Annotated in this window: 10 protein-coding genes; 3 read left to right on the top strand and 7 right to left on the bottom strand. The window is 45.5% G+C overall.

Going from position 1 to position 13,301, the window contains the following annotated elements:
• Positions 1–76 precede the first annotated feature (76 nt).
• The 5 genes from gepA to glnA form a co-directional block, all read right to left on the bottom strand.
• Positions 77–2,692, bottom strand: a complete 2,616-nt coding sequence (gene gepA / locus K08M4_RS14330; protein WP_086050282.1) for a phosphodiesterase GepA — start codon at positions 2,690–2,692, stop codon at positions 77–79.
• A 108-nt stretch (positions 2,693–2,800) separates the two neighbouring features.
• Entirely contained in the window at positions 2,801–4,204 is a 1,404-nt protein-coding gene (gene glnG / locus K08M4_RS14325; protein WP_086050281.1) for a nitrogen regulation protein NR(I), read from the bottom strand.
• Positions 4,205–4,326: 122 nt separating this feature from the next.
• A complete protein-coding gene (gene glnL / locus K08M4_RS14320; RefSeq protein WP_198299301.1) occupies positions 4,327–5,403 on the bottom strand; it encodes a nitrogen regulation protein NR(II) in 1,077 nt (358 codons plus the stop codon).
• 168 nt (positions 5,404–5,571) lie between these two features.
• A complete protein-coding gene (locus K08M4_RS14315; RefSeq protein ID WP_086050280.1) occupies positions 5,572–6,141 on the bottom strand; it encodes a DUF4124 domain-containing protein in 570 nt (189 codons plus the stop codon).
• 205 nt (positions 6,142–6,346) lie between these two features.
• Positions 6,347–7,756, bottom strand: a complete 1,410-nt coding sequence (glnA, locus tag K08M4_RS14310; protein ID WP_004735585.1) for a glutamate--ammonia ligase — start codon at positions 7,754–7,756, stop codon at positions 6,347–6,349.
• A gap of 563 nt (positions 7,757–8,319) precedes the next feature.
• On the opposite strand from glnA, the gene typA reads away from it, so the two are divergent.
• On the top strand, positions 8,320–10,152 hold the full coding sequence (gene typA / locus K08M4_RS14300; RefSeq protein WP_086050279.1) for a translational GTPase TypA: 1,833 nt from the start codon (positions 8,320–8,322) through the stop codon (positions 10,150–10,152).
• Positions 10,153–10,552: 400 nt separating this feature from the next.
• Here typA and K08M4_RS14295 read toward each other — a convergent pair whose 3' ends face one another.
• Complete coding sequence (locus tag K08M4_RS14295; protein WP_086050278.1) at positions 10,553–11,083, bottom strand: AAA family ATPase; 531 nt, start codon at positions 11,081–11,083, stop codon at positions 10,553–10,555.
• A 20-nt stretch (positions 11,084–11,103) separates the two neighbouring features.
• A complete protein-coding gene (locus K08M4_RS14290; protein WP_086050277.1) occupies positions 11,104–11,745 on the bottom strand; it encodes a DUF2959 domain-containing protein in 642 nt (213 codons plus the stop codon).
• 205 nt (positions 11,746–11,950) lie between these two features.
• On the opposite strand from K08M4_RS14290, the gene K08M4_RS14285 reads away from it, so the two are divergent.
• Together K08M4_RS14285 and dtd are read left to right on the top strand one after the other, a co-directional pair.
• Positions 11,951–12,892: a virulence factor BrkB family protein gene (locus tag K08M4_RS14285; protein ID WP_086050276.1), complete on the top strand. Its 942-nt coding sequence runs from the start codon at positions 11,951–11,953 to the stop codon at positions 12,890–12,892.
• Entirely contained in the window at positions 12,864–13,298 is a 435-nt protein-coding gene (dtd, locus tag K08M4_RS14280) for a D-aminoacyl-tRNA deacylase (RefSeq protein WP_004735590.1), read from the top strand. Before K08M4_RS14285 ends, dtd begins: the two co-directional genes overlap by 29 nt.
• Positions 13,299–13,301 lie beyond the last annotated feature (3 nt).

The raw sequence follows: 13,301 nt of genomic DNA, 5'->3' as shown, positions 1-13,301 counted from the left end.
GATAGAGAATAGAAAAATAAAAATGCCAGCATTATGCTGGCATTTTTGTATCTGACTCATTCGATTTCTGCTTGATTTAGGCAAGGCTCTCTTTGGTGCTCTCTTTGGCCTCTGCGTTTTGTTCGACTTTGTTATTCGCTTTAAACTTGGTGTTTTTCTTGGTGCCGAGGTCGGTAGGCCACTGATCAAATGGAACTGGACGACTGTATAAGAACCCTTGAGCCAGTGGGCATTTTAATTGCTTGAGGAGTTCTGCCTGTTGCTGTGTCTCAACGCCTTCTGCCACTAAGCTCACTTTGAAACCTTTGGTGATGTTAACGATGGCCGCGACGATTGAGCTGTCTAGGTTCTCTTTTTCGAGCTTTCTGACGAAGCTGCGATCGATCTTTAAGCAATCAAATGGCAGTTTGTGTAAGTAAGCCAGTGACGAATAGCCGGTACCAAAGTCATCAATTGCAATCGAGATACCTAGTGCTTTTAGCGTCAGCATATTATCGATGATGGTTTGGTCATTGTCGACGATGCGTGATTCAGTGATCTCTAGCGTCAGGTTTTGGGCTGGTAATTTGGTGTCACGCAGCGTGGTTTTAACCAATTCAATGAATCCGCTTTCACTCAGTTGGTCGACAGATAAGTTAACGTGAATAGAGAAGTCTTTATTCCATTTTCCAGATTCAATCGCTATTGCGGTATCTCGACATGACTTGTGCAAAATCTGCTTACCAATGTCGTATATCAATCCTGTTTCTTCTGCTAAAGGAATGAACTCCAAAGGTGAGATTATACCCTCGTCCGTTACCCAACGAGCCAAAGCCTCGGCACCTATGGTAGCTCCAGATTCCAGGTCGATTATAGGCTGATAGAAGGGCTCGAACTGCTGAAGCTCAATTGCCTTGTTAAGACGTGCCAGCATCTTGGTTCGATATCTCGATGCTTTGCCCATTTCTGGGTTGTAAATACTGACACTGGTTTTGTCTTGCTTTGCGTTGCTCAAGGCTATACTGCTGTTGCGTAGCAGCAGTGTAATGTCGTTGACGTTCGAGACATTCACGACCCCCATTGATACTTTGATGACCACGCTTTCTGATTCCATGGCAAATGGGGAGGTAAAAATTCGAAGTAAGCGGCTCGTCAGTAGCTGGACGTCATCTATTTGATTGATGTTAGGAGCGTAAATCGCAAATTCATCCCCGCCAGTTCGAGCTAACAGGAAGTTCGATGGCAGCGTACCTCTTAAACGAGCAGCCGCAATGATAAGCAGTTGGTCACCATTGTAATGGCCGAGGCTATCATTAATATCTCGAAAGCGGTCAATACCAATTAAGTAAAGTGTACCTTTTTCGTTTTCAGGGTTTTTCTTGGCTGTATCAATAAAGCCTTCACGACTATACAGTTTAGTTAATGAGTCATAGGTAAGTTGAGCCTGTAACGCCTGAAAAGAAGCCTTTAAATTGTTGGTCATTTCATTAAATGACGCAGTTAACATGCTAATTTCATAGATGTTGCCCGTTTTTGGCATGCTCGTATCCCAGTCACCTTTGGCGAGGCGCTTTGCTGCCCCTGCTGTTGAAGTGATGGGTTGAGTTACGCGATTAAAGGCAATTAATCCAGCGATAATACCAATGCAACTGAGCGTTAGACCGAGTAACCAGCTGTTTCTTTGGTTTTTTGGTAACTCACCAAGTAGGCTACTTTCTGGGATCGACATACCAATAAACCAAGTGATGCCGTGCTCATCTTCATAAGGGGTGATCTGGTTGAAGTATCGTTCGTTGTCTAGGCGGAAGCTAAAGCGCTGCACGGCCAAATTATCGATTAGGTGAAACTGGTCTACGTAGCTAGCACTTTCACGTATTACCGGGTTAGCACTCTCTGATGCCAGTAAGCGTTGGCCCTTATTGGTTTTCCCTGTTCCCCAAGAGACCACGCTACCTCCGCCTGAGTGAGCGACCAAGCGTTGCTGTTTATCAATGATATAAACAGAGGCATCCGTTTTATCTTTGAGTTCTTTGAGAAATGCATTGAAGGTATTGATCTTAATGTCGCTAACGACGACGGCTTTGAATTCGTTGTCATCATAGATAGGGGCGAGGGCAGATAAGGTGATCTCTTGGCGTTCATCTGCATTGGCATAAATTGGCGACCATACAGCCTTTTTTTGCGTCGAAACGGGTGTGTACCAAGGGCGGACTCTGGGGTCGTAACCTGAAATCACAGATCGAATGTCTTCGCTGATCTTGCTTCCACGGTAAATGACCAGCTGATCGCTAGTACGCTCGTCTTGTACCATCAAGGTATAGCCGTTGTTAGCTTCTTTACGAAAACCGACATAGTTACCATCTTCAGAACCAAAGCCGATCACATCGAGTTGAGGTATAGCAGTGAAATGGTCTGAAAACGTATAAAGAATGTAGTCTTGGACCTTGCTAAGGTTTCCCGCTTGGTAAAGGTGGTGGTAGCCGATGTTATGGCTGAGCGAGAGGTTCGCGTGAAATGGCTTTTCTAAAAAGTTGGACAGGCTTTGATGAACATGGTCAGTAAGTGATGTTAGTTGGCGTGCACTTACATCACTCACCATCTCTTTGTAGCTTTGCTTTTGAGTGAAAACCATTACGCTCATAGTGAAGAGAAATATCATCACGAATGGCAGAACCACTGCGGTTCTCAAGGTAATTTGCGTTTTCAAAGACATCTTTAGCTACAGTTTGGATAGATAGTGTACTGTAATTGTACCGATACTATTCAAAGCAAGCGACACTTTTTTAGCTTTAAAAAATATGTATCTAGAGGCATATAAATATCAGTACAACTCTTTGAGTTTACGAGTCAGGGTATTTCTTCCCCATCCTAAAACTTTCGCTGCATCTTGTTTATGGCCATTGGTATGGTTGAGTGCGGCCTCTAGTAATATACGCTCAAACTCAGGTAGAGCATACGTCAGTAGCTCTTTTTCACCAGAATCAAGTGCACTCTTGGCCCAGCTAGCCAGCAGTTGTTGCCAATTACCATCAGTACCTTCGCTGATCACAACCTTCTCTTCCAACAACTCAGGAGGAAGATCGGAAGGGAGTATTTCGCTACCGCTCGCCATTACTGTTAACCAACGACAAATGTTCTCAAGCTGACGTACGTTACCCGGCCAATTTAGCTGATTGAGCTTCATGATGGTCTCTGAGTGCAGTGTCTTCACTTCTACACCAAGCTCTTCAGCGGCGGAGGCTAGGAAGTGGTGAGTCAGCTTTTCAATGTCCTGTTTACGTTCGCGCAGTGCCGGAATATGGATTCGGATAACGTTCAGTCGATGGAAAAGGTCTTCACGAAAACCACCATCATGCACCAAGCGCTCAAGATCTTGGTGGGTTGCTGCAACGATACGAACATCAACCTTAACCGCAGAATGCCCACCTACGCGATAAAATTGACCATCAGAAAGCACGCGCAGTAGCCGAGTCTGAATATCGAGTGGCATATCGCCTATTTCATCAAGAAACAGAGTACCGCCGTTGGCTTGCTCAAAGCGTCCTTGGCGAACACTGTTAGCGCCAGTAAAAGCGCCTTTCTCGTGGCCAAACAGCTCTGATTCGATCAAGTCTTTAGGGATTGCCGCCATGTTTAACGCAATGAATGGCTTTTTAGCTCTTGGGCTGTGGCGATGCAGTGCGTGTGCGACTAATTCTTTACCAGTCCCCGATTCACCATTAATAAGAACCGAAATGGATGAACGAGACAAACGGCCAATAGCTCGGAAAACTTCCTGCATTGCCGGTGCTTCACCGATGATTTCTGGTGCGTTGGTTTCTTCGGCTACTTCGCTGGCTTGCTCGCGTTTCTGCTCTTGGCTGTGTGCGATGGCTCGCTCTACTAGAGTCAGTGTCTCATCAATATCGAACGGCTTTGGTAGATATTCAAAGGCGCCTTTTTGATAAGCATTCACCGCCGCATCGAGGTCTGAGTGCGCGGTCATAATGATCACTGGCAGGTCGGGAGAGCGCTGGTGAACTTGGTGTAACAGCTCAATCCCGTCAATGCCAGGCATGCGAATGTCGGACACCAAAACGTCTGGTGTTTCGCGCTCAAGAGCAAGCAATACGCTCTCAGCATCAGCAAATGTTTCACACTTTATATCCGCAGATGACAGTGTTCTTTCTACGACCCAGCGTATAGAACTGTCGTCATCGACGACCCAAACGTATCCCTTACTCATAATTCAATTCCTTTGCAGCCAAATCTATTGTGATAATCATTGTTGTTTTTATGATGTCTTTAATCTTTGTGTTACCGAGTTAAGCCTTTCGTCTCGCTGTCCAATCGCGAGGTTCTGTTGACCTAAATGGGTAGGTAAATCGTGAATGTGGTGTTGCCCGGCCAGCTCTCAACATCAATTTTTCCATTGTGCTGATCGATCAGGTTTTGAGAAATCGATAGTCCCAGCCCTGTGCCACCCTCTCGTCCGCTGACCATCGGGTAAAACAGCGTGTCTTTTAAATCATCGGGGATGCCGGGGCCGTTGTCGCAAATCTCAATGCGAGCGGCGAGTTTGTGTCGCTGACCATGAATGTTTGCTTGATGCACCGTTCTGGTGCGAATGGTGATTTTTCCTGATTCTTGAGCCTTCAGAATCTGCGCCGCATTACTCACAATATTGAGCATGGCTTGTTCTACCTGTGCCGAATCCATCAAGATGTCCGGTAGGCTCGGGTCGTAGTCTCGTTCGATGACGAGTGTTGAACCTGATTCTAGCTCGACGAGTTGCCTTACTTTTTCAAGTATTTGGTGAAGGTTCTCTTCCGATTTGGTCCCCGGTTTCTGTGGGCCAAGAAGGCGATCGACCAAAGCTCTCAGGCGGTCGGCTTGCTCAATAATGATCTGTGTATATTCATTAAGGGACTGATCAGGGAGCATTTTACCAAGTAGCTGCGCGGCTCCTCTTAATCCACCTAATGGGTTCTTAATCTCATGGGCTAATCCGCGCACCAATAGTTTAGCCGCTTGTTGTTGTGCGTGTTGGTTGAGCTCTTGGCTGAGGCGTCTTTGTTGATCTATCTTGCGCATCTCAACCAATAACAGCGTTTCTCGCTGCCAAGAGATTGGGCTCACCGTGACTTCAAGCATTAGTGGGCGGTTATCAACCACAAAGGTAACGTCACTGTCGGTAATGCTCTGGCCACTTTGTAGCGGTTGAGTCAACAGCGCTAAATCCAGTGAGGCGTGTTGGATAAGTTGGCTCAGAGGGTGATCAACGATACGTCGTGCACTTTGCGAAAAGAGTTGTTCAGCCGCCGGGTTGGCGTATCGGATATACAGTTGCTCATCGAGCATCAATGTTGAGGTCACCATATTGTCGAGAATGGCGCTGGAAAGATGATGTGTATCTATGCTGTCGCTTTTGGCTGATCGATTCACTATTTCGTCCTTGAACTGGTGTTTTTCTCACTGCACCAAATTGGTGCGCAGCTAAGTTCAAGTATGGCGCATATCAACCAGAAGCTAAAGATAATTCCTTAGAGTCGCTGAAAGCTGCTTCGATCAGGTGAAAAGTAGAGGTAATTTGGCCTCTTTTAACACATTGGCTTACTTGAGCGTCGCTCGATGTAAATACACGGTGACTGGACTAGTAGATGCAATAAGCTTGCCGCTTCTATGTGCTTGAATTGCAATGGTGTGAGTACCTCGATCGATACCTTTCAATTCCCAAATAGGTTGGGTTTGTGGAGCGCCATAACGACGACCATCGAGCATCAATTGCAACTGCTCTCCAATACCAAGCTTGCGGTTGAGTTCTATTTTTATTGGGATTAAGCCACGGTTGCTGCGGATGGTTTGATCATGAACTGGAGTCAGCATGGTGAGGGCTAGTTGAGCGGGTACCTCTCGTTTCGTGTTCTCTGTTTTTTCCTGAGTTTGAGCTGGTGTTGCCGTTTTCGTTGGAGATGAATCTGTTGAATCAACAGGCGTTGAGGTTTCAAATTCAGGGGCAGGCGCGGAAGCTTGTACGTCAGGCAAGCGAAGAGCTTTAGCATCTTGAGCGCTAGGAGTATCACTAAAGTGGATCACACCATTTTCATCTTCCCAGGTGTACACCGTTTGAGCAGAGCACGATAGTGTGACCATTAAACCGAAAAGTAACAGTATGTTTTTCATATCGTTAGCCTATTTTTTATAGCAAGGTTGCTTCACGTGTGCCGCTAATTTTGTTGTGCTTGATATCGAGTATGTTACGAGGGTTCAGGGGGAGGGAGAATAGAAAAAAGGCCCGCCTGCGAGGCGAGCCTAATATTTTTTAGTGCTTCTTACATGTTGCAGTAGCTTTTACTGCAGTAAGAATTACATGCTAACCGACTGAGGATTAAACTGAGTAGTACAGTTCAAACTCAAGTGGGTGTGTTGCCATGTTCACGCGTTGTACGTCGTCAGATTTCAGTGTGATGTAAGAATCAATGAAATCGTCAGAGAATACGCCGCCAGCTGTTAGGAACTCACGATCGTCGTCTAGCGCTTTAAGTGCTACTTCTAGAGATTCAGCAACGGTTGGGATTTCAGCCGCTTCTTCTGCTGGAAGGTCGTATAGATCTTTATCCATAGCTTCGCCTGGGTGGATCTTGTTCTTGATACCGTCAAGGCCAGCCATCAGCATTGCTGAGTAACATAGGTACGGGTTAGCTGCTGGGTCACCAAAACGTAGCTCGATACGACGTGCTTTCGGGCTTGGTACTACTGGGATACGGATAGAAGCAGAACGGTTACGTGCTGAGTAAGCAAGCATTACCGGAGCTTCAAAACCAGGTACAAGACGCTTGTACGAGTTAGTTGACGGGTTAGCAAATGCGTTGATTGCACGAGCGTGCTTGATTACACCACCGATGTAGTAAAGCGCCATTTCAGATAGGCCGCCGTACTTATCACCAGCAAAAAGGTTAACGCCGTCTTTTGCTAGAGATTGGTGAACGTGCATACCAGAACCGTTGTCACCAACGAGTGGCTTAGGCATGAATGTCGCTGTTTTACCAAATGCGTGAGCAACGTTGTGTACAACGTACTTGTAGATTTGAGTCTCATCCGCTTTTGTTGTTAGCGTGTTGAAGCGAGTTGCGATTTCGTTTTGACCCGCAGTTGCTACTTCGTGGTGGTGAGCTTCAACTACTAGGCCCATCTCTTCCATTACTAGACACATTGCTGAACGGATGTCTTGAGATGAATCTACAGGAGCAACTGGGAAGTAACCGCCTTTAACGCCAGGACGGTGACCTTTGTTACCGCCTTCGATGTCAGAACCTGTGTTCCAAGCTGCTTCTACATCATCAATCTTGAAGAAAGAACCAGACATGTCGTTTGAGAACTTAACGTCATCGAATAGGAAGAACTCTGGCTCTGGACCCACTAGAACTGTGTCTGCAATACCCGTAGAACGTAGGTATTCTTCAGAACGTTTAGCGATAGAGCGTGGGTCACGGTCGTAGCCTTGCATTGTTGCAGGCTCAAGGATGTCACAACGGATGTTTAGTGTTGCATCTTCTGTGAATGGGTCCAGTACAGCAGAAGCTGCGTCTGGCATCATTACCATGTCAGATTCATTAATGCCTTTCCAACCAGCTACTGAAGAGCCGTCAAACATTTTGCCTTCTTCGAAGAAGTCTGCGTCAACTTGGTGAGAAGGAATAGAGATGTGCTGCTCTTTACCTTTTGTATCAGTAAAACGTAAGTCGATAAATTTAACTTCGTTCTCTTGGATCAGGGATAGTACATTTTCTACTGACATCTTGGATAACCTCCAGTGTTATTAATTCGGTATTAGCTCGATTCGGTTGAAACCAGCATTGATTAATGTCTATACGTGCATTAATCGATGCTGATTTATCTATAGCCAAAAACGTGCCAAAAAAATTATTCCATTAATTTCAATGATTTACTTATTTGCTTGTTTTGCTTACTTTGCTTTTTGCACCAAAATGATCTGTGGTTGCACTGCATTGGTGCAATGATTTATCTGTGCACCAATATGAGACATAAGCGAACACCATTCAGCAATGAATTGCCTAAGTTGTCAATCCACTTTTGTTATTTTGCCGGAGATTTGATTGCCCACTTCGCGGGTGATGCTTTTCGATAACCCTACGAATTAGTCGACTAGACACTGTGCGGAACCAAAGTTAAGCGGATATGAATCGCTAATAAAGAAAAAAGCCTTGGTTGAGATCACATATTTCTGGGTTTTTGTCTAGAATCTGGTATATTATTGACCGTTTTTTAAATCAAGCTAGCGGTTATTATCCAAACTTTTGAGATAAGTGACGGCTACTTTTATGAGTGAATCGAGAATCCATGTCTACTCCACAGATTGATAAGTTAAGAAATATCGCGATCATCGCGCACGTTGACCACGGTAAAACGACTTTGGTTGATAAACTACTACAACAGTCAGGCACTCTTGAGTCTCGTGGTGAAGCTGAAGAGCGTGTCATGGATTCGAATGACATCGAAAAAGAGCGTGGCATTACAATCCTTGCTAAGAACACAGCAATCAACTGGAATGATTACCGCATCAACATCGTAGATACTCCGGGACACGCGGACTTCGGTGGTGAAGTTGAGCGTATCATGTCTATGGTTGATTCTGTTCTGCTTATCGTTGACGCAGTTGATGGCCCAATGCCTCAAACTCGTTTCGTAACGCAAAAAGCATTCGCACACGGTCTTAAGCCAATCGTTGTAATCAACAAGATTGACCGCCCAGGCGCTCGTCCTGATTGGGTTATGGATCAAGTATTCGACCTTTTCGACAACCTAGGTGCTACAGATGAGCAACTAGACTTCACCGTTGTTTACGCTTCAGCTCTAAACGGTTGGGCAACAATGACTGAAGGCGAAACTGGCGAGAACATGGAACCATTGTTCCAAGCTGTTGTTGATACAGTAGAAGCGCCAGCAGTTGACCTTGACGGTCCACTACAAATGCAAATTTCGCAACTTGATTACAGCTCTTACGTAGGTGTTATCGGTGTTGCTCGTGTTACTCGTGGTTCGGTTAAGCCAAACCAACAAGTAACTATCGTGAATGCTGAAGGCAAAAAACGTAACGGTAAAGTAGGTACTGTACTTGGTTACCTAGGCCTTGAGCGTCACGAAGTAGAACAAGCTAACGCTGGCGACATCATCGCAATCACAGGTCTTGGTGAGCTGAAAATTTCAGACACTATCTGTGACGTAAACAATGTTGAAGCAATGGAACCTCTATCTGTTGATGAACCAACAGTAACAATGACTTTCCAAGTAAACACTTCTCCGTTCGCGGGTAAAGAAGGTAAGTTTGTAACTTCACGTAACATCCTTGAGCGTCTTGAAAAAGAATTGGTTCATAACGTTGCACTACGTGTTGAAGAAACTGAAAGTCCAGACCGTTTCCGCGTATCAGGCCGTGGTGAGCTTCACCTTTCTATCCTGATCGAAAACATGCGTCGTGAAGGTTTCGAGCTAGCAGTATCTCGTCCAGAAGTAATCATCAAAGAAGAAGATGGTCAGAAAATGGAACCGTTCGAAACGGTTACTATCGATGTAGTTGAAGAGCACCAAGGTGCGATCATGGAAAGCATCGGTCTACGTAAGGGTGAGCTAACAGATATGGCACCAGATGGTAAAGGCCGTGTTCGCATGGACTTCATGATGCCTTCTCGTGGTCTTATCGGTTTCCAAACTGAATTCCTTACAATGACGTCTGGTTCTGGTCTTATTTACCACTCGTTCGATCACTACGGTCCTTACAAAGGCGGTATCATTGGTCAACGTAACAACGGTGTTCTAATCTCGAACGCGACTGGTAAAGCTCTTACTTACGCTCTATTCTTCCTTCAAGCTCGTGGTCGTCTATTCACAGAGCACGCTGATGAAGTTTATGAAGGTCAAGTAATCGGTATTCACAACCGTTCAAACGACCTGACAGTAAACTGTCTGAAAGGTAAGCAGCTAACGAACGTTCGTGCATCTGGTACTGATGAAGCACAAGTTCTTTCTCCACCGATCAAGCACACTCTAGAGCAAGCTCTTGAGTTTATCGATGAAGATGAACTAGTAGAAGTAACGCCACTTAACGTACGTATCCGTAAGAAGCTTCTTACTGAAAACGAACGTAAGCGTGCGGCACGTCCAGCTAAGGCTTAATTGCCAGCTGACTAGCTTCTAGCTATTCAAGCAATACGTTTTAGAATAAATAAGAAAGCCCCGAGTAGCCTAGCTGCTCGGGGCTTTTGTTTTGTATGGTGTTGGAGTAGGTACGGGTCAACGAGATACGAGATTCGAAGAGCGTGTTTCATCTCTATTTATCGAATCGTCATTCCAGAATCGAGGGACGAGATATCTGGAATCTTTCTTTTAAGGCATGCAAGAGATTCCCTATCACGCTCGTTCCTCACTGTAGGGAATGACGGTAGTTTGTTTAGATTCGAGTAAACGAGATACGGGACACGGGACACGAAGACCGTGTTTAGATGCGGGTAAGCGAGATACGAGAGCGTTCAAGTATTCGTCATCCTCAAGAGGGAGGAACGACCGAGTTGGGGATCTAGCTTTTGATTCCTAGGTGGCTTTCAACGAATTGAAGCCGCTCATCGACCGACATAAATGGCACCTCGACTACCTCATAACCTAGCTCTTGATAGACTCTGACTAGCGCGCCGTGAATCTCTAATGCCTCTTCAAACGGGTAAGGCCTCACATCATCCTGTACGTAAATTGATGCCTCAGGACGACAGAACAAGACTTGTGAGTGGTAGCCTTGGCTCGCTTCTCGGTAGTTCGCATCAACCTCAAGATTAGCCTGAGACAAGTAACCGCAGATATCTGGAATCGCGCGATCAAGAAAGGCAATTTGGTGCTGCTTCGCTTGCTCTTTTTGCTTGCTCATCACGTCTAAGCACAAGCGAGCAAAGCCCGGTAGGTCTAACCAAGGTAAGATACCGTTCTCAAGTTGGCTCTGTTGTTCTATCAATTGGCGAGAGGATTCTGAAAATATTGGGTAACCCGCGTTACCCAAGGCATTGAGCAGTGTTGTCTTCCCGGCTCCGGGGCCGCCTGTAATAATGATTGGCTTCATCGTGTTCTGTCTCTGCAACGCTACTTCTGATTCAGTTGAGCTAAGAATTTATCCGATTCTGCTATCGCAGCATTCATCTGTTCTATCGCGTAGGCGATGTCTTTTTCTAAGCTCATAAACTCGCCCTGCAACGAACCCACCGCGCTCGCATTTAGGTTGTGCTTGAGATAAAGGGTGTTGTCGCGAAGGGTGTTAAGTACAGGATCCATTTTCTTCTCAGCGCGTTTCATTGCTGAAAGCATGGTCTTGTAAGAGGATTTGGTTTCACGCAGCTTTTTCTCACTTGAACGACGCAGTGAATCGCTGGTGTAAAGGTCCAACTCTCCCTGCCACTCTGCAAATAGCGCATCCGACACATCTTCAATCGCAGCAATTCGGTCACTGACATTTTGCGCCGCTTTCTCGCTGTCTTGGTATTTATCGTTGATTTGGTTGTACATCTCTTCAAGGTCGCCGCCACTGAAGTTCGTCAGGCTACTCAAGGCTTCAAGTGCGCTAGTAAACTCTTCCTGAGCATCCTGCTGCGACTCTTTAGCGTCTTCTACTCTATCGACCATAATGTCACGCTTGTGGTAACCCACTTGCTCCATGGCGGAGTAATAAGCTGATTGGCATCCAGTAAGAGTAAAAATAGAGAGGACTATAACTATTAAATAAGGCATCCTAGTTTCCTATAGTTAAATAATATCAATCGTAGTAAATAACTGCTCAACCTAGCTTGTTAAAATGCTCGATAACGGCGTTAGACTTTTTGATTGTAGAATAACTACTTATCAAAAAGTGCCGCCTTGTTCTCAAGCCTTTTTCCTACGCTATTTTTGAACCCTTACTTGCTGTGATTGATATAACGGAATATTAATTAGGACTATGAACGAGTTACCAGGGAGTTACAAGTTGAAGATAAAAAAGGCCGCCACACTCAGCATTCAGTTTTCTCGCTATCTTTTGGCGCGTATGACGCACGATAGGGTCAATGTGAATGCGGGTTACTTGGCGTACATTACCTTGCTCTCAATTGTTCCGATGTTGACGGTTTTGCTCTCTATCTTATCGTCATTTTCAGTTTTTGCTGATGTTGGTTTGGTGATTCAAAACTTTGTCATTACTAACTTTGTTCCAGCTTCAGGGGATGCGGTGCATGGTGCTTTACTGGAATTTGTCGCCAATACTGGCAAGATGACGGCGGTCGGTAGTGTGTTCTTATTCATTGCTGCATTGATGCTGATCTCCAACATCGATAAGAACCTAAACTACATCTGGCGTGTTACGGAAAAGCGACGTGCTGTGTTGTCCTTTTCAATGTATTGGATGGTGCTAACGCTTGGACCTATTTTGATTGGGGCGAGTATTGCTGCAACGTCGTATGTGACATCTTTGAGCCTGTTACAAAACGAAGTTGTATCGAGTGCCTTTAATACCGTGATTCGTAAGCTCCCTCTAATTATCTCTTTCTTTGCGTTTTTTGGTCTGTATCTGTTGGTGCCCAACAAAAAGATACACTTTTCTCATGCGGCTGCGGGTTCTCTGGTCGCGGCTCTGTTGTTCGAGCTCAGTAAGAAAGGTTTTGCGGCTTACATTACTCAATTCCCTTCTTACCAGTTGATTTATGGCGCATTAGCGGCGATTCCGATTCTTTTTGTTTGGGTGTATTTGTGCTGGTTGATTGTGTTAGTGGGTGCTGAAGTGACGGCCGCGTTGGGCGAGCAGGAACAGTGGAGTGACTCGCAAGAAATGGTACACTCGTCGGATAAAGACAAAATCACAGAGCAAGGAAACAACAGTGATAGCACTGATCCAGAGAGTAAGTGAAGCTGCCGTCCGTGTTGATGGCGAAGTAGTGGGTGAGATTGAGCAAGGCTTATTGGTTCTGTTAGGCGTAGAAAAAGGTGATGACGAAGCCAAAGCCAAACGTTTGATGGAACGAGTGACCACTTATCGTGTCTTTGGAGATGAAGACGATAAAATGAATCTCAATGTAAAGCAGGTAGAAGGTAAGGTATTAGTGGTTTCTCAATTCACTCTGCCAGCTGATACTAAGAAAGGCACACGAGCAGGATTTTCTCGCGGTGCTCACCCAGAAGATGCAGAGCGTCTTTACAACTATTTCTCTGACCAGTGTGAATCAGTGTTGCCAACGGAACGTGGCCGATTCGCAGCCGACATGAAAGTGTCTTTGGTTAATGATGGCCCAGTAACATTCTGGCTGCAGGTTTAGGCT

The organism is Vibrio syngnathi (assembly GCF_002119525.1).
Lineage (GTDB): Bacteria > Pseudomonadota > Gammaproteobacteria > Enterobacterales > Vibrionaceae > Vibrio > Vibrio syngnathi.
The sequence above is the reverse complement of the archived record's forward strand: the minus strand, read 5'-3'. Positions and strand labels throughout refer to the sequence as shown.

Bases quoted from the DNA above. Each gene is read 5' to 3' on its own strand.
- gepA (WP_086050282.1), bottom strand. From the start codon at position 2,692: ATGTCTTTGAAAACGCAAATTACCTTGAGAACCGCAGTGGTTCTGCCA.
- K08M4_RS14295 (WP_086050278.1), bottom strand. From the start codon at position 11,083: ATGAAGCCAATCATTATTACAGGCGGCCCCGGAGCCGGGAAGACAACA.
- K08M4_RS14315 (WP_086050280.1), bottom strand. From the start codon at position 6,141: ATGAAAAACATACTGTTACTTTTCGGTTTAATGGTCACACTATCGTGC.
- typA (WP_086050279.1), top strand. From the start codon at position 8,320: ATGTCTACTCCACAGATTGATAAGTTAAGAAATATCGCGATCATCGCG.
- K08M4_RS14290 (WP_086050277.1), bottom strand. From the start codon at position 11,745: ATGCCTTATTTAATAGTTATAGTCCTCTCTATTTTTACTCTTACTGGA.
- glnA (WP_004735585.1), bottom strand. From the start codon at position 7,756: ATGTCAGTAGAAAATGTACTATCCCTGATCCAAGAGAACGAAGTTAAA.
- glnG (WP_086050281.1), bottom strand. From the start codon at position 4,204: ATGAGTAAGGGATACGTTTGGGTCGTCGATGACGACAGTTCTATACGC.
- K08M4_RS14285 (WP_086050276.1), top strand. From the start codon at position 11,951: ATGAACGAGTTACCAGGGAGTTACAAGTTGAAGATAAAAAAGGCCGCC.